Raw genomic sequence first — 22,218 nt, 5'->3', positions numbered from 1 at the left:
GCCTGATGGCACAACTTGCTGCAACATCTGACAAGAACAAGTTAAAAGTGGATGCAAGCTCGAAAATATTCGATGTTATGGCTGTAGTCATTGTTGGCTTGGTAGCACTAATCTGCGTCGCTCCATTTATCCTAATGCTGTCAGGATCACTGAGTGATGAATCCAAAATTGTAGTTAATGGCTACTCACTACTGCCACAGGATTTCACATTGAATGCATACAAGATTGTTTTTACCACCCTGGGAGGGGAAATTGGCAGGGCGTATCTGGTTACTATCTATGTTACCGTGCTGGGCACAGTGCTCGGATTATTGACAACGTCCATGAGCGGATTCATTCTATCCCGTCCGGATTTTAAGCACCGGGACAAGGTTGCCTTCTTTATCTACTTTACTACGCTGTTTAGCGGCGGACTGATTCCCACCTACCTGGTGGTCGCCAATGTGCTGCATCTCAATCATACGTTGTGGGCGATTATCCTTCCGGGTATGCTCTCTCCATTTAATGTGTTCCTGTTCCGCAACTATGTCAAAAGCATCCCCAATTCCTTAATGGAGTCGGCACGAATCGACGGGGCAGGCGATTTCAGAATCTATTGGCAGATTGTTCTTCCACTCTCGAAGCCTGTTAGCGCAACAATCGGACTGTTCCTTGGACTGGGTTACTGGAATAACTGGTTTGGTTATAGTTTGTACCTGATTTCGGATCAGGAGAAATGGGGATTGCAGTATCTGCTTTACCGTATGTTGTCCCGTGTGACGGATGCCGTCAGGGATGCCCAGATTGTCGTGGATCAGCTGCCAAGTGAGACGATGAAGTTGGCAACGACCATGCTGGTAACGGGCCCCATCATACTATTGTACCCGTACATGCAGCGTCATTTTGTCAGCGGTCTGATTGTTGGAGGCGTGAAGGGGTAAATGGTTATGGTTTTACACGATCAGGATAGGGTGAAAGGCTGCCACTGGTCGCTCCACATACAAAAATATCATCATAATGGAGGGGATTGTTTTGAAAGCGCTACATATTAGAAAATCACTTCTGTCTTGTCTCATGGTATTCACGGTTATTCTTTCTGCATGTTCGAATGGGGGTTCGGACAAAGGTACTACCGAAGGTTCAGGCACTACGACATCGGATGGCAAGACGATTGTGCAATTGAAGGGTATCACGATGGGAAATGCTCCCGCCAGTGGCATGGATAACTTTTACAAGGAACTGGATGAGCTAACGATTAAGGATCTGGGGGCAACAATTCGGTTTGACTTTGTGCCTTGGGGAGATGAAAAGAATCAGATCAGCAGAGCTATCGCCGCGAAGGAATACGACGTTTATGTTGGCGGCGCCTGGTCCGACTTTGCATCGTTCGCCACCAAGAATGCATTTGCGAATCTGACCCCACTGCTGGGAGATGTGCCTGATCTGGTGGAGCATTATAAAGGCACACTGGATACCGTAAAGATTAACGGTAGTCTCTACGGCATTCCACAATACAATAAGCCCGGAGGCGGCGGAGAAGGCCTGTTGTTCCGTGAAGATCTGCGCAAAGCGTGGGGATTACCGGAAATTACAGATCTGGATACCGTAGAACAATATCTTTACAAGGCCAAAGAAGCTTATCCAGACACGCCGATGATTAATGATAAGCGGTTCGCGGATAACGTCTGGACTCTGGTTGCGGGCTCCAAGTATCTGGATCTGGTAAAAGGGTACGTTGTTGCCACCGTGGATGAGCCATACAAGGCGATCAGCATGTACGACACACCTGAGTATAAGCAGGTTCTGGAGCGGTCCAAAAAGTGGTATGAAGATGGCATTGTGAGCCACGATATTTTGGCTGCTCAGGGCAATGCGACAAGTGAGACGCTGGAATTGATGAAAGCCGACAAAAAGCCGCTTGAATTTAACAACCACTTTGGCGCTGTCAGCAGCAGTTATGTTGGTGCACTGAAAGAGCTGCATCCTGATTTTGAGTATGGTTGGTTTGATTATTATTTCAACAATATTCCGGCCTACATGCCGTTCATGGCACCGGATAATATCACCATGATCTCGATTGGTGCTCACTCCAAACACGTCGAAACGGTTCTAAAGCTTATCGAAAAAGCTCATACCGATCGGACGTATTACAATCTGTTGCAGTACGGAGTTGAAGGAGAGAATTACAAGCTGGATGGCGAATTCGTTAGCTATGAAGGCATCAAATCGGAGAACAAAAAGCCAGGCTGGACGGGGCTATATGATGGATATATGAACCTGCAGGAGAAATATCCAGACGAATGGCAATCCATTAACGATAAATTGCAGAATGAAGGTGCCAAGAAAGCGGAAGAGAATGGTCATAGTCCACTGGCCGGATTCGGACTTGCCACATCTAATGTGGCTGCAGAGCTTGCAAGCATGGAGACGGTTAAATCGCAGTATATCGTTCCTCTGTCAGTGGGCATTACCAAGGATATCGATGCCGATCTTGCCAATGTGAAGAAACAGCTGGAGGGCGCTGGATTCGACAAGTTTATGGCTGAATTACAGGTTCAACTGGATGCTTTTGCGGCAAACAAAAAGTAATAGACTCAGATTGGTAGAATTGTGGAGACATTTGAACGAATTAATTATATAAGTATCGATTAGCCTGTAGACCCCACGATACTCCGGGGTCTACACCTATATTATAGCTGGAGGAATGCTTGTGCAGCCAATCATCTGTTATCCCCTGATTCAGAAAATTCCCCAATCCCAAGATTACATTATTCGTATTCGTGAGGCTGGCAGTGACGGACCGTGGTCTGATGTAAATGTATACGGAGTAAAGGTTGATATGCACCATGTGCGGCAGGCGAGCATGGCTTATTTTGATATGGGTCTTCCTATTGAATTGGAAATTGAATGCAGATACACGGAGGTTCAGACCGTTGATATTCGGCCTTTATCTTATGAAATCCAATCACAGATACGGGGCAACGTAATCTCATTTGAACTGAAAGAACCTCTTAAGTTGTCCATCGAGGTAAATGGCGAACGGTTTCGCAATCTGCATCTGTTCGGAAACGGGCTGGAGACGGATGCTCCAAGCATGCACGATCCACGTGTTCACGTCATACAGCCTGGCATCCATCGTACGGAATGGCTGGAGACAGCGGCTGAAGTACTCTATTTTGCACCAGGCATGCATTACATTGAAGAGACCATCCTACGCGTTCCATCGGGCAAGACGGTCTATATTGATGGCGGTGCTGCTGTCGCCGGTTCATTCGTCTGTGATCGGGTTCAGAACGTTACAATCCGGGGGCGAGGCATGGTCTATCTGGCCGACTTTCATCGTTTCTCTGCATTCCGCGGAGTTCGGTTGATCCATGCGAGCCGGATTGCCATTGAAGGCATTATGATCATCGACGTGCCGCACTACAGTGTGTACATCGGTAGCTCACAGTACGTGTCTATCAAGGGTATTAAGTCATTCAGTACACGGGGCTGGTCGGATGGTATTGATATCATGTCCAGCTCGGATATTGAGATCGAACATGTTTTCATGCGCAACTCGGATGATTGCATCGCGATCTATGGCAGCCGATGGGGTTACCGTGGTGACTCGCGTCGTATCCGGGTTAGACATGCTGTGCTGTGGGCTGACGTGGCACATCCACTTATGATTGGCACGCACGGGGACCACGAGGCTAACGGTGATGTAATTGAGGATATCCGGTACGAAGATATCGACATCCTGGAACATCATGAGCCACAACCCAACTACTGGGGAGCTATGGCCATTAACGCGGGTGATCATAATACCGTGCGGAACGTTGTCTATGCGCGAATCAGAGTGGAAACCTTTGAGCAAGGTCAGCTATTCGATCTGCGTGTGATTAGGAACAAGGATTACAATCCTGCTCCTGGTCGGAGGATCGAACACATTGTATTTAAGGATATCGAGTACGCAGGAGGGGCGTTACATCCTTCCCGGATCTATGGTTATGACGAAGAGCGCAGCATTGAAGGAGTGACGTTTAATAATTTGACGATTGCAGGTCAACGTGTGGATAGCCCAAATCACCCAGCGATTGAAATGAACGAGTATGTACGTGGCATCACATTCCGTTAAGGGCGTTCAATTGGAAAATACGACGAGTAAACAGGAAAGGGGGGATGTGTAATTTCAATGTCTGGCACAAGTGGGCTTCAAGGGAAGAACATCGAATTCCATGAAAATGAGGAGGTTTGATATGGAAATGAATAGCGGATTTCATGAGGGAAAAAGATGGAGACGGGTGATTGCTTTACTTGCTGCAATCAGTCTGTTGGCAACACTTTTACCGGTTGGTACCCATTCCATCGCAGTTGCTGCGGATTCAAACGATGTTACTGTGTCAGGATATGAAGTTCAGATCAATGAAGCAATCACAGGTGGCTTCACGCATCCCGGAGTGGGACTAACCAAGGAAGTCCTAGAGAACATGAGAGAGCAGGTATTGTCGCAACAGGAACCATGGTACTCCTACTATGTGGCGATGACTAGTTCTGCAGCGGCTTCCAAGACAGTGACGTCCAGCAATGTCAGCCAAACGGACCCAACAAAACCGGCAAGCGATGCCTTTAACAGCCAAGGCTTCAACTCCCGTTTTATAAGCGATGGATTGAAAGCGTATACACAAGCGTTGATGTATTATATTTCAGGAGATGAGACGTATCGGTCCAATGCGATGCGTATCATTCGGATCTGGTCGCAGATGGACCCTAGCAAATATGTTTACTTTAATGATGCGCACATTCATACCGGGATTCCGCTGAATCGCATGGTTACGGCAGCTGAGATTCTGAGATATACAAGTTATCAGACGGATGAGCTGGGATGGACAGCACAGGATACAACGAATTTTACAACCAACCTGATTAATCCGGTTATCGAGACCTTCCAACATGACAACAATCGCTTTATGAATCAGCATAACTATCCTTTGCTTGGTGCGATGGCAGGGTATATTTTTACCAACAATCAGAGCAGATATGACGAAGCAGTTGAGTGGTTCACCGTCAACAGCACTGCACAAGACCAAGGCTTTAATGGGTCTGTCAAGCAGCTCTTCCGCTTAATGGATACTGATGATCTGACTGGGGAGCCGCTGGATGAGCCGGTGATTCAGCATGTGGAGATGGGTAGGGACCAGGCGCATGGGGGTGGAGACCTCACTAACGCTGCTATCCTATCACGTATGCTGCTTGCTCAGGGAACAAAGGTCGATCCCGTAGATGGTACCGTATCAACAGCGGCAAATGCGGTCGGACCGTATGAGTTCCTGGATGATCGCATATTGGCGGCCGCAGACTTCTTCTGGCAATTCATGCTTGGTTATGATACGCCCTGGACGCCAGTGGCCTATGCCATTTCGCCAGATGGAACGATTCGGGATACGTATAATCATATATCCAATGCCTACAAAGGTAGAATGAATACGGCAAATTTCTGGGACATGTATTACTACTACACATATGTCAGAGGCATTAATGTTGCAGAGAAGGCTCCTCATTATTATGAAGCATTTACGAAGCGGCTGCCTTCCAACTTTTATTATGGTGGTACTCTGAACAAAAACTGGGACAATGTGGACGGAGGCGGAGACTTCTGGCTGTATATGCCAGAGGAGGCAGTGTCTGAAGGTGCTGAATTTCTGCCGCGTGAGCAGACAAGTGGCTTACTGATCGATATTGAAGATCGTTATACGAAGCTTGGCGGCAACACAACCACCATAAAGGAAGGAGATACGTCGTTTGTGCGGTTTCAGGCGACGCAAGTGGGAAGTCGTATAGCATTTCTTAACGGTTCCAGCAGCGAGAAAATCATTGGTTTCCGCATCCGTACCAATGGGCCTGCCTACTTGGAGCTTACTCCGGGAATCCATGATACATTGACTTTGCCGGATACGCATGGACAGTGGCGGTATGTGACTTATACGCTGGACAGCTTCCAGAGCCTGAACGATATTCTTTATATGAAGGTCACAGGTTCGGATACGACAGTAGATATCGATCACATTCATATCAAAGCAAGTGAACAGCTGACACCGCCAGTATTCAAAACAGGAAATTCTGATCTCTCCATATTCGCCTATCCTAGCTCGCCGATTCGTGTTGAGTTTGAAGCAACCGATGCTGGGGGAACGGATGTGGTGACCTATTCCAGCCCGAATCTGCCTCAAGGAGCAGCATTGAATGAAGCCACGGGCGAGATGCTTTGGCAGCCGGGAGTGTCACAGACTGGAACTCATTCCTTCCATGTCGCCGCTTCAGACGGTACAACAATCACGATAAGAGATGTGAAGATTGTAGTCTCTGCGAATCGGGCTACCGCTGTGGGGCAGGCCATAGCTGCTTATGATGAGGATCGAATTTATGTAGCAGCAACACTCAACTCATTTCATGCAGTGTATGAGGATACCCTGGACCAACTTGATACAGCTACAGATGAAGTATTCTATGGGCAGCTGCAGGAGCTAGCCCAAGCAGCGGAAGCGCTGGAGCTGGTCACTCCGCTGCTGGAACAGGGCGGAGGTATTGATTACCACAACATCGTTGCGTCATCGACCTTTGGAACAGACATTGCCAATATGGTGGACGGGGACAATCAGACGGGGGTTTCGTATACACGTGCGCCAAACCTATACCATATGATTGATTTCGGACCAGATTTCAAAGTATCGGCTACGTCCTTTGGATTCCAAAGTAATATATTTGCCGATCGTCTCGCGAAGTCAGCTGTTTTTGGCTCCAATGATGGGGAGGACTGGGTACGCTTGACCCCGGGGTTAACAGCATTTACCCAGAGCTTTCAAACCCTGGATGTTGCTCCTGAATACCAGGATGATTCGTTCCGGTTCATCAAGGTTCAGCTGCTTCATTTACAGCCGGATGTATTGTATGGCATCGTACGGAATTTGTTCGAAATGACCGAGTTCCGGATCTATGGTGAACGTCATGAGACAGGCAATAAGCTGAAGTCCGTCTCCATCTTTTCGGATCAAAGTGTAAGTGGCAAGATTGCAACTGGGGACACGGTACAATTGACGATTCAGGCCAAGGAAGCAATTCAAAACGTAACAGCGACCATTCAGGGAATTGCAGCAACCGTTACGACGCAGGATCAGATCCATTGGACAGCGGTGGCTGCTATGGGAGATGATGTACCTACAGGTACGGTCAAGTTTACAGTGGATTACGAACAGAGTGACGGAACAGCAGGGGAGCGGACAGTCCTGACCACTGACAATTCGAAGCTGTTCCTTGTAGATGGCGGCAGGTATATTGATGTGTCTATGATGGCGAAAGTAAAGGCTTCGGATAAACAATGGCCTGGTAACGGGTTATCCCAGGATGAGGTGGGTTATCTGCTATTTCGATGGTGATACATCCACCTATGGAGATCTGAATACATCATCGGGTTCCTTCTACACGGTGGAATTCGGTGAAGGTCTGTCTGTGAAGCTGGATGAAATAGTGCTGATGCCAAGAGCTTCCAACAGCTCAAGAATGAACGGGCTTGTCATTCAGGGTTCCAACGATAATTCAAACTGGACGGATCTAACACAGCCCCTAAAAGGTTCTCAAGAAGGAACGTGGTCCGATATTAGACAGGATCAGCTTCTGAATAATGGATATTATCGATATTTAAAACTGTACAACAACTCGGCATGGAGTGGTAACGTTGCCGAAGTTGAGTTTTATGGTGATGTAGACTACGATGCGGAGGTTGTGGATTCAAAAGTGGTTGCGCCTGAAGGCTACACCCAAGGAAGCTACTACCTGTATATGCAGGAGGTCAACCGCATCAAAGCTTCATTAACCGAACCGGATGCAAACAAGATGGCATTGCTTAAAGAGTTAATTGCAGCCAAGACCCTGCTAATCTCTTTCGCTGACTCATTTCCTCCTATTCATGTAGACACTGCGATGGTGCTTGCATCCTCCATTTCATGGGATGGAAAGGTTGATGCAATTAATAACGGATGGCGCGCATTTGACAGCGATCCTGCCACATCGCCAGATACCAAAACAGCAGCAGGCTGGACCCGAGTAGATCTGGGAGCAGATCACGCCAAAGTAGTTGGCAGTATCAGGTTTATCCCACGTACCGGCAATGCCGCCCGTATGAATGGAGCCCTGATCCAGGGGTCCACTGATGGGGTGAACTTTGATACGCTTTATACCATAGGTGGTGTAAGCGAGATCAAGTGGTATAAGCAGACTTTGAGCAGCAGCAATGCTTATCGTTATTTGCGCTATTATACGCCAAATGGCTTCGGCAATATCGGTGAGCTGGAGTTCTATGAGAAGATTGTGGACAGAACGCTCCTTACACTGCTGATGGAACGGGCAAATGCAGTGAAAGAGGAGGATTATACCGGAGAGAGCTATGTGCAGTTACAGGCTGCTATCACGAGTGCAGCCGTGGTTGATACGGATCTGGAAGCAAACCAGAACGATGTTGATTCCGCTTCGGATAGTTTGAAGACGGCGTTGGGTAGCCTGGTTTCCACTTGAATGGGAGAGAACCGGCAATATTATAATTCAAATGTTACGACTTTGAGAATGAACAGAAGTTAGATGTAGGATATACAGTTGGAAATTTGTATAAGGCAATTAACTCAGTACTGAATATATGATAAAGAGAAAAAAGATAGTGTCCTTGCAAAGAAGGGACACTATCTTTTCTTATTTAACGGTTTTGAGGAGTCGTTATAACACCTACCGTCATACAGCCTTTTATAGAAAAACTCTTTTGTTTTGGGTTACTGGAATAATTAGTGATATAGTCCGGTGAGATGTTCGTCGCTGGGCTGTAAAAGCTTGGACAGCAGTACAATCTGGCCCGTATGGTACCCGTAATGGGAAGAGACCTTTATCAACAGAGAACGTACAAATTTATGTTCATGCGCATCTTTGGCCTCATCCTCACGACGGTTCATACGATTCCAATCGGTCAACTCATAGGGAATGGTCACTTCCCTGGACAAATCCTCATCTTCCAGACTAGATAATATTGCGGTTGATTCTGTTCGCGCCTGGCGAATTGATTATAAATGAACAATGATTTAATATAAAGGCTAATATTGCTCCTGTTTTACTCAAGATTGAATGATCCGCTTGAATTATTGATTATAGAGAACAGAAGGTATGAATAATGACAAAATACGAAAATCAGGTTCCGACATCCGCAGGTATGAGCTTCAGCTCCCTCGTAAGCATTTTGAAAGATTCCATGCGGAAAAGTATAGAGCGAAGACCTGCGGGTAACATTCCTATAGAGAAATATGAACCAGCGGAATCGTTAAATGTATCCGATCATCCGCAGGTGACATGGTTCGGTCATTCGGCTTTTTTGCTTGAGATCGAAGGACACAGATTGCTCTTTGATCCAATGCTGGGCAACCGTCCATCTCCTGTATCTTGGGCGGGTACGAAACGATACAGCACGAACCTGCCGATTCAACCCGAGGACTTTCCAGCCTTGGATGCGATCATTATATCGCATGACCACTATGATCATCTGGACTATTCCTCTATCCGCAGATTGAAAAATAAAACACAGCGGTTTATCGTCCCCCTTGGCGTGCGTCGAAGACTAATTCAACTGGGTGTGCCCTCAGAACAGATTACCGAACATAACTGGTGGGATGAGCTATCCTTCAAAGGTCTGACATTAGCCTGCACGCCGGCGCGGCATTTCTCGGGTAGGGGGTTGTTGGACCGCAATTCGACACTGTGGTGTTCGTGGGTTATTGCTGGACAAGAAACGAAGGTTTTCTTTAGTGGCGACAGCGGATACGGTCCTCATTTTAAGGAAATCGGCAGTAAGTACGGCCCCTTTGACCTGACCCTGATGGAATGCGGACAATATGATGAGCGTTGGTCCAACATTCATATGATGCCAGAAGAAACAGTACAGGCTCATTTGGATGTAAGGGGAGGGCTACTCATCCCGATTCATTGGGCCGCATTTACGCTGGCCTATCATGCCTGGAACGAGCCGGTTGAACGGATCACCAAGGCTGCACATGCCTTGAATGTCTCCATTGCAACGCCCAAAATCGGTGAGAAGGTTGTACTGCATACGGGGATTTACCCAAGCCAACCGTGGTGGAGATCAAACTGAGGTAATTTGAAATAAACATAAAAGCGTCCAGCCATTAGATGGGAGGACGCTTTTTCTCTTGCATTTATTTTAAAATCGATAGGGCGCTATAGATGAGCAAAACACCCATTAGAATATTAAAAGGACGTTCATATTTCAATAAAAAGCTCTGAAATAACATACCGCATAACCCCCAAGTCATATTGGCACTAATGCCAATGATGGTTAGAAGTAACGAAAATACGATCATATGAACATGAGAGTCTCCGAGAGGCATAACAAATACCGAGATGGCCGTAAGACCATACAGAATGACTTTGGGGTTGATGAATTGCAGGGTGAAGCCAAAGAGAAACGTAAAACGATTGACCTTTGGATCTTTGGCATTTGCAGGTTTACTTCGCATGATTTTGATCGCCAAATAGATCATGTATACACACCCCAATATGTTCAGGGCCGGTTTGATCCTAGGGATGTATTGATGCAGAATAAGGTTGAAATAACTAGACAGGAACATAATAAGCAGGCAGCCAGCTGCTACGCCGGCAATAAACGGAATAATTTTTTTGAATCCCTCGTTTCTTGCGTGAGTCATGGCGATGATGTTATTGGGACCCGGTGTGAATGAAGCAACGATTGCGTAAGTCAGTAACGGAATGATATTCATATGTCCTCCACATTTCATTCTTGTTGTATGTTATATTTAACTGAAACGTGCGATATAACGTACGGTCTTTACAATTGTACAATATGTACGCTATATAGCACAATATAATCTTTTAAATCAGGGGTGACTGTATATTGAAAAACATTAATGTTGTTCTGGCTCAGAATTTGAAGCAACTTAGGGAACAAAGAAAGCTTAGTTTGGACAAGGTTGCTGAGATGTCTGGAATTAGCAAGACGATGCTGGGTCAGATAGAACGTGGTGAATCCAACCCTACAATCGCGACGGTATGGAAAATTGCGAATGGCCTGAAAATTTCGTTCACTGCCTTAATCCACGAGCCAAAGTCGGACACTACAGTTGTAACGGGCAGTGATATTCAAGCATTGATGGAGGATGAGGGAAAGATTCGGATATATCCGCATTTTCCTTTTGAAGAAGGGCGCCGTTTTGAAATGTACATGATGGAAATGGAAGAGGAGTCTTCTTTGAATGCTGAGCCACATATAGAAGGAGCAGAGGAATTTATTACAGTTTTTGAAGGGGAAGTTACGATTCGCGTTGGGGCGGAGGACTATACGGTAAAACAAGGGGAGTCGATCCGTTTTCGCGCGGACAAACCCCATGGCTATAAAAATTCGGGTGCCTCTGCGAATAAATTAAGCATGGTCATCCATTATTCAAAATGAGATGGTCATACGAATAGATTCTACGCTATTTATATTTTGTTTAAATTCGTGTCGTACGATCTTCCTGAATGAGTGAAAGGGGGTCCGGTAATGAATCAAATTCTAATTGTCGATGATGATGTTTATATCCGAAAACTTGTAAGTACGATCCTGAAACAGGAGGGATTTCTTACAATTGAAGCGGTTGATGGACATGATGCGCTGCAAAAAGTAGCAGAAGTGAATCCAAGCCTTTGCATTATAGATATTATGATGCCAAATATGGACGGTTTTGAATTGTGTCGCGAGCTTCGGCGCTATCATGAGGATATTCCGATTTTAATGCTAACTGCGAAGGAGGATATCACTCAAAAAGTCAAAGGATTTGAAATGGGTACGGATGATTACCTCACCAAACCGTTTGAACCTGCTGAACTGATAGCCCGTACGAAGGCATTGCTGAAGCGTTATAAAATAAATGCTTCTCAATCGGTTACCGTTGGACGAATCACGCTGGACAGAAGCAGTTATGCCGTCATTATGGAGGGGAATACTCATACGATTCCTATGAAAGAGTTTGAATTGTTATTTAAGCTTGCGGGTAATGCCAATAAAACACTCTCCCGTAATCAGTTGATTGAGGATTTATGGGGGTATGATTTTGAAGGAAATGAACGCACACTGGATGTACATATCAATCGGTTGAGAGAACGTTATCAATCTGAGACGGCAGGTTTCAAGATTACGACCATTCGAGGATTGGGTTACCGATTGGAGGAGACATCTTGAAGAAGGAAGGGGCTTCCAATCGAACGGAAATGGATATGTTTATAAGGCGAACGGTTTTCTTCCTGGTGCTCTTCTGTGTATCTCTATGTGTTGGATATGTGCTAATGCAGTGGATCTATAAGGTGACTGGGAATCCCCCGGAACTGATTGCCCATCTTCTTACGGCGATTGTTGGCTTGGCTCTTATGCCGTTGGTAGGTTACGTGTGGGCATGGATCCGTGGCGAAGAACGGAAGGATCGCAGATTCATTTTCAATAAACAACGTACAGAATTGCTTGAAGCGATGAGCAGGATTGCCAAGGGAGATTTCAATGTATCTGTGAAGATGGAGGTCGAACAGGGCCCGTATCAGGAGGTGGTGGACAGCGTAAATACCATGGCTAGAGAACTTGGCTCGGTGGAAAAGATGCGCCAGAATTTTATATCCAATGTATCTCACGAGATCCAGTCACCGCTCGCTTCCATCAGTGGGTATGCCTCGTTGCTGAAAAATAAAAGTGTGAATCCGGAGCAAATCGTGTTATATGCAGATATTATTGAAACGGAGAGTAAGCGATTATCCAAGCTGAGTGGTAATTTGTTGCGTCTTTCCGCATTGGAGTCCGATTACACTTCCATGGAGAGGAAAGCTTATCGTTTGGACAGACAACTTGAGAACATCCTTCTTATGCTGGAACCCCAATGGGCTGAAAAACAAATTCAATTGGATGTATCTCTGCCTGTGACCACGATTATAGGGAACGAGGATTTGCTAAGTCAGGTGTGGATCAATCTGCTGCACAATGCAATCAAATTCACACCTGAAGAAGGGACCATTGGGGTAACGCTTGATTGTCATCAAGATGAGGTTGTATGTACGATTACGGACAATGGCGTGGGCATCTCACCAGAAGATCAGCTGCACATTTTTGAACGGTTTTTCAAGGCGGATAAAGCTCGAACCCGTTCCCAGGGAGGCAATGGACTTGGGCTGTCTCTTGTCCAAAAAATTCTGGATATGCACAGCGGACAAGTTACTGCCCAAAGTGAGCTGGGACAGGGATCGGAATTTGTTGTGAGTTTACCCCTGATCACTGAAAAATCCTGAAATTAGATTGAATGTGTGGAATATGGAATCGGATTACCGGAGCATCGGTCGTTTAACGACTGATGCTTTTTTGGTTTTTCGTAAGATCGTCAGATTTGAAACATCCTTACGAGAATATGAGTCTGCTGATTTCTTTATCCATTTAAATTCAGTTTAACTTCAAGCGCTAAGATGAGTTTGTGAACAGGAAAACAACATGAAATTAACCAATAAATCTAGGAGTGATTGCTATGAGTAATCAACATAAACGTATCGCTATTATTGGAGCGGGTCCTGGTGGTCTCACGCTGGCAAGGATCTTGCAGCAGGCAGGTTACAGTCCTGTCGTGTATGAAAGTGACCCGTATCCGGCGTATCGCGAACAGGGAGGTACACTTGATCTGGATCAGGAGAGCGGCCAAAAAGCATTACAGATCGCCGGACTACTCGATCAGTTCCATGCCATTTGCCGCTTTGAAGGACAGGCGTTAAAACTTTCAAATAAAAAAGGAAACATTCTGCTTGATGCCCAGGGGGCCCTTGATCACACAGAACATGACCGTCCAGAAATCGACCGTTCCGTGCTGCGGACGATGCTGCTTGACTCGCTGCAGCCGAATTCCATTCAATGGGGGTGTAAATTGTTGAAGGCTGTACCGTTTGGTCAGGGACAACATGAACTACAGTTTGACAATGGGTTTACCGAAACCGTTGATCTGGTCATTGCAGCAGATGGTGCTTTTTCCAAAGTTCGTCCATTGGTCAGTGATGCAACCGCAGAATATTCGGGTGTGAGCATGATTGAACTTAACATCCTGAATGCCGCAGCCCAGTTTCCCGAACTTGCAGCATTTAATGGGATGGGAAGTATGTTTGCCCTGGGTGATCACAAAGGAATTATGGCACAGCTGAATGGGGACAAACGGATTCGGGTTTACCTGGGTTTCAAGGTGGAACGAGATTGGCTGGAACAGAGCAATATTCCTTTTGAGAACTTGGAAGAAGCGAAGAAAAAGATATTGCCGTTATTTGAAGATTGGGACGAACAACTGAAGAGTTATATCCGATGTGCTAACGGGGCGATCACACCCAGACGAATATATATGCTGCCTGTCCCTCACCAGTGGGAACATAAATCTGGCGTTACACTGATAGGCGATGCCGCCCACCTGATGTCTCCATTTGCGGGAGCAGGAGCCAATCTCGCAATGCTGGATGCTGCCGAGCTTGCCAATTCCATTATAAATCATGCTGATCTTGACAAAGCCGTGCAGGAATATGAAACCAAGATGTTTGAGTACGCGGGGGAAACGGCAACCGTTACCCAGTCCAACATGGAATTATTTTTCTCGGACAATGCCATGGAAGCATTATGTGAACTAATGAATGAACTTACAATCCAAGCGTAAAAGGAGATCATAAAAATGAAAAAATCAGGTGTAATTTCTCTCGAACTCGGTATTGAACTTCCGCAAGGCATTTGGACTTTCACGCCTTCGCTATTATATTCGGAAGATGAATTGATCCTTGTGGACACAGGCGTGGCGGGAATGGTGCAAGAAGTATCCTCCAAGTTGAATGAAGCTGGATATTCCATAGAACAGTTAACGGGTATTTTGCTCACGCATCAGGATCCGGATCATATTGGCAATCTAATCGAAATCATCAAGACCTATCCGGGGAAAAAGGTGTATGCACATGCTGCTGATCGTCCTTATATCAATGGAGAGCTTCCTCTTCTGAAACAGATGCCTCCAACAATGCAGCTCAAAACGGCCCATTTCCCATTAGTGTCTGGAACTGTCGTTACAGATACTCTCGAAGGTGGCGACGAATTGGCATTCGGTGGCGGAGTCATTGTCATCGAGACGCCAGGACATACTCCTGGGCATATCAGTTTGTACCATCCTGCTTCCAAAACATTAATTGCCGGTGATGCCATGTTAATTCGCGGGGGACAACTGCAAGGACCGAACCCCATGCAGACACCGGATATGAAGCAAGCCTACGAATCGCTAAGCAAATTAGCTGCATATGACATCGAAAAAATTCTCTGTTATCACGGTGGTTGGTATGAAGAGGGAAATGTAAACGAACGAATCGCGAAAATTGCAGCAGCCGGACCGCAGGGATAAATACAGACGATTTAAATGATAATACCAATAAAGAAGCCTGAGAAATGGGCTACTTTATTGGTATTTGTTTTAGATCCAACACCTTTGGCAAGTTTCTTGATTAAGGCTTTTCTTTTGCCTGACGCTGTATTTCTGTGGAGGTTAACGCTTTATCATATACTTTTACGTTATCCATCGAGCCTTTATAGAAGGGATCGGCTGTATACCGGCTTTTTCCCAAATAAGCTTCCGTTACTTGCAGATCCTTCGGGTTAAACGTGATTTCCGTGCTGCTTGCTACGGATTTTCCATTCACATACAGAGTGGCGGTATCTCCCTGAAGGGTAACAGCGACATGCACCCATTGATTGGAGGGCAGCGGTTCAGCAGCAATCAGGCTCTGATCCCGTCCCTGATCATGAATGGTGAATTGCAGAGCTCCAGTATGCTGGGCGGGAGTAAGGAACATATGTCTGTTCAGGCCATTTCCAAAGTCGAAAATTCGCTGCCAAGCTCCACCACCGCTCCAGTTGACCCATGCACTAAAGGTGAAATCCGTCGAATCGGTAATGATACCAGGCAGCTGGATGTAGCTGTCGGTTCCATTAAAAGCAGCAGCCTGATTCTTGCTGCTAATAGCAGAAGTCGCCACATTAAAGGCTTGGCCATGGTATTCATTTTTGCTGAAATCCTGTGCGATTTTTGCAAGTTTCTTTTGTTCAAAAGTATATTCTCCAAGCAAAGGACTAACCGCTTGCTGTGGAATGATAACGTTAAACGTTTTGGAGCTTACCGCACTACCTTTGCGAATCGTTGCCGTTAATGCCACCTTGGCATCTCCCTTACCAGTGCGAGGACGATTCACTACTCCGGTAGCGGACAGCGCAGAGGTGTTGGAAGATTTCCACGTAATCTCTGCATCACGAGTTCCCTTGGTCGGGAGGGACAGGTTGAAGAATATGTTCCCTGTGTCGCCGATACTCAGATCCTTTTTCACCGCATTAACAATATCCTGATCCTTCATTGCAGCCATCTGACTTCCCCAGATTGCCACGCCAGACGAGGAGAGAGCGCTAAAGGTCAGAACCGTCTTTTGGGAATCTGGCTCCCATTCATGAGTGAAGACTCCTTTATACAGAACATTATTCGATGTGATTTGCACCTGATTGTCTTCTTTAAGACTCCATGTTCCCGTCACCGCACCACTAATCTGCCCATCTGCTGTAAACTGAACGGTCTGTGAAGATTTGATCTCGGCCGTGATTTCCTTCCCGTGATTCACCCATTTGTACTGACCAGCAATATCCTGGGTTTTCAATGCGGCAGTATCCTCTTCTAACCCCGCATAGCGATATGGAGAAACAACAGGCCATCCTTCCGAGTTCATATGCATCTCATGTACGCGGACTTCATGCTCTTCGCCGCGTCCTGGAAAGCGGGAATGGAAGATCAGAAATTGTTTTCCCGTTTCAGCGTCAACATAAGCGGAGTTATGTCCTGGTGATACATAGCCGATACCTTGACCTATGCCAGGGTCACCGATCTGTCTTTGAAACAGGAAGTTTCCTAGTAATTTGACGCCAAAAGGTTCGATCGAGCGGTCATCAAACAAGGGTTTGTCCTTGTCCGCCTTGACATTGATCATATCGTTTCCTTCAGCATCGAGGAAAGGGCCGTCCGGTGTTTTGGAGCGAGCTACGCGAATGTTATATCCCCCGTCAGCACCCAGTCCACCATAGGACAGATACAGATAATAATAGTCGGTTTCGGGATTATAGAGCATATAAGGTGCTTCAATTCGGCTGTGATTGCCTCCGGTCAGTTTTTTGCCATACCCCTGATTAGGGAGAGGTTTCCCCGTCGTTTCGTCCATCTCCAGAATGAAAATCCCCCCGGAATAGGAACCGTATACCATCCAGAGCTTGCCGTTTTTATCGAAAAATACATCAGGGTCGACCACATTCGGATGTATGGTTGCATCGTATATGGTGCCATCCTCACTAATCTCATCCCACATGCCGGATTTGAGCAGAATACCCTGATCCTTATAAGGGCCCTCAATGTTATCTGCCACAGCAACACCTAACGCAGAGCGGGGAGAGTCCCCTTTGCACGCATTGTAGTACATATAAAATCTGCCATCCGCCAACTGGATGACGTCTGCTGCCCATAATGTATCGGTCTGCGCCCATTGTAGGGCTTCAGCGAATTCCTTGGTTACATTAGGGACAACAGGGTTGTCATCCGTAACCCCGGAGGCGACCGAATCCCAATTCATCAAATCTTTGGATTTTGCCACTTGAAGATGTGAACCAAAAATATAAAAGGTATCACCCACCTTAATAACGGAAGGGTCATGAACGGAAACATTCCTGAATGCTGGAACCGCATTCTCAATGGATGTGGAAACTTGCGGGTTGGAACTGATTGCCCCCGGACTATCCGCGAATACGGAGACAGGAGCCAAAGCTGTTGTCGTAAGTAATGCAGAGCTCAGTAAAGAAATGTTAAGTACGCTTACCCAATAACGTTTCATACGTTTCCCCTTTCCCAATACCTGAAATGAAAAATCACCCTATTCATTGCCGCAAACGTTATTTGCTCTGACAGCCCTCCTTTTGGTTCTCATAAATTATCAAGCGCTTTCATTTGTTATATTATCAATCAATTTATATATTTGTAAACCATAAATATCAGGGTTAGGGTTACTTTAGGATGGAGAGGGAGATAAGCAAAAGGTCGATGTATTCGAAAGAATTCCTATGATATAACGGATTTTTTGTAATTTTGGGATTGAAATCTTTACTCGGAATAAGATACTATACGATTAGATCATGTGTTTATATATTTATCAATCAATTTATATTTATACGAATTAAAGAAAGCTTATCTACGATAATTTACGCTACATAGGAGGAATGAACATGAATACATTTCATAATCAACTAATTGCACATTACAAGTTTGAAGATGCAGCCGACATTGGCAAGGATAGTTCAGGAAATGGGCACGTTGGAGGCGCCGCAGGAGAGAAAATACCCGACATTTCCGAAGTGAATGGCAGATGGGCGGTTACTTTTACTGGAGGATCGAACGGAACATCCTATTTGGAATTGCCTTCGAATTTGCTGCAAAATGTAAGCGACAACACTGGAGTAACTGTTGCAGCATGGGTCCATTTAGGCAAGGGATCGAACGTGTGGGAGCGGATTTTCGACTTCGGCAAAGGAGAAAAGGGCCCCTATTTATTTCTGACTCGTCAGATGCGAGGCACGTTATATGCAGGCGATGATCTGGTTGTAGACCCGGGACGTGGGTTTGCCAGTGGGGAATGGATGCATGTTGCTTTGTCAGTAGCAGGCAGTCAGGGCGGCACACGCAGCAGCGCGGGTCCGGTTGTATATGTGAATGGAGAGAAAGTAGCGGACGGTTCCATAAGCCAGACGTCTAGTGGCAACTATGCCAAGCTGCGCAGATGGTTTGATTCGTTCGTGGATCCTGCGAATTATAGCCGCAATTATATTGGACGTTCTCAGTACGCGGCAGATGTGGATTTTGCAGGCTCACTGTCTGATTTCCGGATTTATCAGGCGGCTCTGTCCATGGATGAAGTGATCGAAGTCATGTGCGAGTCCCTGACGGATGAAGAGATTGTAAAGCTCGCAGGAGATAAATATTTGTTTGCTCCAGCCCGGATTATTACCAAAGACGTGTCATTGCCTGTAGATTTGCTGGGGGGCAAGGTAAACGTTCAATGGAACTCAAGTCAGCCAGAAGTTCTGTCAGCGAATGGACAAGTTCAACCCCTGAGCTCAGCACAGGAGATTCGTTTGAACGCACTTTTAACCAAAGGTGGAAATACGCTGAACAAAAGTTTTGATGTGTCCGTTGTGCCAGAACATCTTCCGCCTTATACCGTTACAATCCATGGGGACCAGCATGTGGCGGATATTAGTGAAGTGATGTACGGCCTGTTCTACGAGGATATCAACAATGCAGCAGATGGGGGAATCTATGCGGAGTTAGTTCAGAACCGTTCGTTCGAATCCTTTGCATTCGATACGTACTCGCATGACTCTGGCGAATGTGGTTGTTCGACAGGCCGGAACCGTGATCCTTTGTTTGCCTGGTCAGGGGATACCGAGAAAATGATCGTACAGCATACCGATGGAATAAACAATCATCATAACGTAGAAGACCCGGAAGTGAACGCTTATTATGTAACGGTTCAGACGGGTGCGACCATTCGAAATCGCGGATTCTCGGATTCCAATCAGCATTGTGCCATGTCCATCAAGAAAGGAGAGGCATATGATTTTACCGTCTGGGCCAAGGCAGTATCCGCAGGAACGATTACGGTTCAATTGCAGGACGGGAACGGTGATGCCATCAGTGATTCAGTTACGCTGCAAGTTGAAGGCGGTAACACATGGAAGAAGTACGGGATCGCCTATTCCGATACCCGTGTCCTTGTAGCCAATGCCGAGATCAGCGGTCATACAAGTGGCAGCCATGTATTGACTCACCCCAATTCTCCCCAAATCACCAATTCAAACGTGACCCTGACCGGAACGCAGACCGCGCTGGGGCAATTGGCACTTACCTTTGAAGGAGACATTTCCATCGACATGGTGTCGTTGACTCCGCAGGATGTATGGGGAGCCGATCCGAAAGAGCAGGGAGTATCCGCTTCAGCACATGCCAACTACACCGGGAATCCGAACTATCGGCTTAGGAAAGATCTGGTTCAAGCCCTTGTTGATCTGCATCCGAAGTTTCTGCGTTTTCCGGGGGGGTGCATTTCCGAAGGTTCGTTTATTTGGGACAATGTGTATGACTGGAAGGATTCGGTGGGAGCGGTGGAGCTTCGCAAAGAGAACTATAACGTCTGGGGTTACATGATGACGATGGGTCTCGGCTATATGGAGTACTTCCAACTGGCAGAAGATTTGAATGCTGCTCCGGTTCCGGTCATGGCCTGTGGCGTTCTGTGCCAGGCTCGTTCAGATTACGCACACCCGGCAGGTGGCGCTTTGAGGGATTATTATATCCGAAACTTTACAGATCTGATCGATTTCGCGCTCAGCACGGATATTGAACATAACGAATGGGCTGCCATTCGAAGCAGCATGGGACATCCTGAACCATTCGATCTACGTTATCTTGGCGTAGGTAATGAGAACTGGGGAACCGAATTTTTTGCCAACTTTGAAGTATTCAAGACGTCAATTGATGAGTATATGAAACGTAATTATCCTGATCATGAGCTTCATATCATTTCGACAGTCGGCGCCCAGGCGGACGATGATGCGTACCAACAGGGTTGGAAATTCCTGAGCGGCAATCTGACCGGATCAGCTCAGGTTGCTTTTGCAGATGGCAAAGAGGTAATCGAAGAGACGGTCACTTGGTATGAGAACCAGGACAACTATATGGATACCATTGCGGATGAGCACTACTATCGCTCCAATGACTATTTGCTGAACAACGTGGATCGGTACAACTATTATGAACGGGCTTATCATGAAGACGGCAGTATGGATTGGAAAGAGACATCCAAGGTATTTGTGGGAGAATATGCATCCACGGACAAAAATACACTGGCAGGTGCGATCGCAGAAGCTGCAGTCATGACCGGTTTTGAAAATAATGCGGATGTTGTTCGCCTGGCTGCCTATGCGCCGCTGTTCAACAAAGTACTGACGGATGGCACCTACCGTTGGACGCCGGACTGCATCTGGTTTGATGATGAAACGGTGTGGTACACACCGAATTACTATGTGCAGCAGCTTTTTGCCAAGTATGTGGGTGAGCAGGTGCTGGGCACTTCATTTACAACGTACATCAAGGGTCAACCGATGGAACTCATTCCACGAGGCGGTATCGAGATTGCGACAGGCAATGCCGATATTGTGGTGAAACGGATTACGGTTACATCGAACCAGGATGGCAGCGTGCTGTTTACAGAAGATTTCAGGGAGCGGACAGCTCTGAATGAGGCATGGAATTCGATTCCGGGATCGGCAGGATACACGCTGGAGAAGGGAAAAGGACTGATTTTGAAAGCCCAGTCAAGCGGACTGAATGGATTATTCCTTCTGAACGATGAATGGTCGAATTATAAAGTGGAAGTCGAGGCTCAGCGTATAGCGGGTGAGGATGGCTTCACCATCGGTGTTGGATTGACGGATATATCACCTGAGAAAAAGGATGTCATCGAATACGCAATCGGATATGGCGGCAATGCAACGGGAGTCAAAGTATATAAACAAGGTGTAGAAGGCTACACTCTGGGTGATTATTCTTCCAGTTCAGCGGCGGGAAATCTCCGGGCAGCCAACTATGAACCGCTGGCGAACGATACGAATTATACGATTACTGTCAATTATGGTGGCGATACAGGGAAGAATCTGATCTGCTCTTATACCGATGGTTACACGACCAGCAGAATTCTGGATTACAAGCTGGAAGCGTACAACCGAGATGTATTCCATTCCGTTACGAGAGATGCGCAGCATGTGTATGTGAAGCTGGTGAACGCAGATGGGGTGGACAAAGCAACCCAAATTCACCTTCAAAATCTGAACGTTACCTCTGTTGCGAAATGGATAACACTTGGCGGAGATGAAGAATTGCTACATGTTCCTAATGTGAACCAGAAGAATGATGAGAGAATTGTTCCACAAGAACAAGTGATTCATCTGCAGGAGGATTCGGTTGTTTTGCAGCTTCCTGCTCATTCGGTCAATGTATTGGTTATGGATGTCCAGAAATAATAAGTTTTAATATTTCA

General features: G+C 46.3%; 15 protein-coding genes. 12 read left to right on the top strand and 3 right to left on the bottom strand.

The genetic code is table 11. From position 1 onward, the window contains the following. Positions 1-5: 5 nt before the first annotated feature. The 5 genes from gpAD87_RS12605 to gpAD87_RS12585 all read left to right on the top strand — a co-directional run bounded on the left by gpAD87_RS12605 (position 6) and on the right by gpAD87_RS12585 (position 8,529). Positions 6-920: a carbohydrate ABC transporter permease gene (locus gpAD87_RS12605; RefSeq protein ID WP_064638707.1), complete on the top strand. Its 915-nt coding sequence runs from the start codon at positions 6-8 to the stop codon at positions 918-920. A 91-nt stretch (positions 921-1,011) separates the two neighbouring features. Continuing rightward, positions 1,012-2,568, top strand: a complete 1,557-nt coding sequence (locus tag gpAD87_RS12600) for an ABC transporter substrate-binding protein (RefSeq protein ID WP_064638706.1) — start codon at positions 1,012-1,014, stop codon at positions 2,566-2,568. 115 nt (positions 2,569-2,683) lie between these two features. Next, positions 2,684-4,099, top strand: a complete 1,416-nt coding sequence (locus tag gpAD87_RS12595; RefSeq protein ID WP_064638705.1) for a glycosyl hydrolase family 28 protein — start codon at positions 2,684-2,686, stop codon at positions 4,097-4,099. 121 nt (positions 4,100-4,220) lie between these two features. Then, positions 4,221-7,394, top strand: coding sequence for a putative Ig domain-containing protein (locus gpAD87_RS12590; RefSeq protein ID WP_064638704.1), 3,174 nt, complete (start codon positions 4,221-4,223; stop codon positions 7,392-7,394). After that, positions 7,363-8,529 carry a discoidin domain-containing protein gene (locus gpAD87_RS12585; RefSeq protein WP_064638703.1) on the top strand — a complete coding sequence of 389 codons (1,167 nt, stop codon included), beginning with the start codon at positions 7,363-7,365 and terminating at the stop codon, positions 8,527-8,529. Before gpAD87_RS12590 ends, gpAD87_RS12585 begins: the two co-directional genes overlap by 32 nt. A 260-nt stretch (positions 8,530-8,789) precedes the next feature. On the opposite strand, the gene gpAD87_RS12580 is transcribed toward gpAD87_RS12585, so the two are convergent. Next, on the bottom strand, positions 8,790-9,002 hold the full coding sequence (locus tag gpAD87_RS12580; RefSeq protein ID WP_064638702.1) for a hypothetical protein: 213 nt from the start codon (positions 9,000-9,002) through the stop codon (positions 8,790-8,792). Between the two features lie 167 nt (positions 9,003-9,169). Between gpAD87_RS12580 and gpAD87_RS12575 the strand changes: the two genes are divergently transcribed. Next, the gene (locus gpAD87_RS12575) at positions 9,170-10,141 is read left to right on the top strand and encodes an MBL fold metallo-hydrolase (protein ID WP_064638701.1); all 972 of its coding nucleotides are present in this window, start codon (positions 9,170-9,172) and stop codon (positions 10,139-10,141) included. Positions 10,142-10,205: 64 nt separating this feature from the next. Here gpAD87_RS12575 and gpAD87_RS12570 read toward each other — a convergent pair whose 3' ends face one another. Further along, positions 10,206-10,787 (bottom strand): LysE family transporter, encoded by a 582-nt coding sequence (locus tag gpAD87_RS12570; RefSeq protein WP_063563562.1) that lies wholly within the window; start codon positions 10,785-10,787, stop codon positions 10,206-10,208. Between the two features lie 134 nt (positions 10,788-10,921). Between gpAD87_RS12570 and gpAD87_RS12565 the strand changes: the two genes are divergently transcribed. The 5 genes from gpAD87_RS12565 to gpAD87_RS12545 all read left to right on the top strand — a co-directional run bounded on the left by gpAD87_RS12565 (position 10,922) and on the right by gpAD87_RS12545 (position 15,446). Beyond that, the gene (locus gpAD87_RS12565; RefSeq protein ID WP_064638700.1) at positions 10,922-11,476 is read left to right on the top strand and encodes a helix-turn-helix domain-containing protein; all 555 of its coding nucleotides are present in this window, start codon (positions 10,922-10,924) and stop codon (positions 11,474-11,476) included. 90 nt (positions 11,477-11,566) lie between these two features. Then, positions 11,567-12,244 (top strand): response regulator transcription factor, encoded by a 678-nt coding sequence (locus gpAD87_RS12560; RefSeq protein WP_064638699.1) that lies wholly within the window; start codon positions 11,567-11,569, stop codon positions 12,242-12,244. Beyond that, on the top strand, positions 12,241-13,332 hold the full coding sequence (locus tag gpAD87_RS12555; protein ID WP_197521412.1) for a sensor histidine kinase: 1,092 nt from the start codon (positions 12,241-12,243) through the stop codon (positions 13,330-13,332). Before gpAD87_RS12560 ends, gpAD87_RS12555 begins: the two co-directional genes overlap by 4 nt. 230 nt (positions 13,333-13,562) lie before the next feature. Then, positions 13,563-14,720, top strand: a complete 1,158-nt coding sequence (locus gpAD87_RS12550) for an FAD-dependent oxidoreductase (protein ID WP_064638698.1) — start codon at positions 13,563-13,565, stop codon at positions 14,718-14,720. A 15-nt stretch (positions 14,721-14,735) separates the two neighbouring features. Continuing rightward, positions 14,736-15,446, top strand: coding sequence for an MBL fold metallo-hydrolase (locus gpAD87_RS12545; protein ID WP_064638697.1), 711 nt, complete (start codon positions 14,736-14,738; stop codon positions 15,444-15,446). 100 nt (positions 15,447-15,546) lie between these two features. On the opposite strand, the gene gpAD87_RS12540 is transcribed toward gpAD87_RS12545, so the two are convergent. Continuing rightward, on the bottom strand, positions 15,547-17,961 hold the full coding sequence (locus tag gpAD87_RS12540; RefSeq protein WP_064638696.1) for a family 43 glycosylhydrolase: 2,415 nt from the start codon (positions 17,959-17,961) through the stop codon (positions 15,547-15,549). 388 nt (positions 17,962-18,349) lie between these two features. Here gpAD87_RS12540 and gpAD87_RS12535 point away from each other — a divergent pair, with 388 nt between their 5' ends. After that, positions 18,350-22,201 (top strand): alpha-L-arabinofuranosidase C-terminal domain-containing protein, encoded by a 3,852-nt coding sequence (locus gpAD87_RS12535; protein WP_064638695.1) that lies wholly within the window; start codon positions 18,350-18,352, stop codon positions 22,199-22,201. The last annotated feature ends 17 nt before the right edge of the window (positions 22,202-22,218 follow it).

It is taken from the genome of Paenibacillus sp. AD87, from assembly GCF_001659845.1.
Classification (GTDB): domain Bacteria; phylum Bacillota; class Bacilli; order Paenibacillales; family Paenibacillaceae; genus Paenibacillus; species Paenibacillus marchantiae.
Note: the sequence above shows the minus strand (reverse complement) of the source record. Positions and strands in the feature narration are given on the sequence as shown.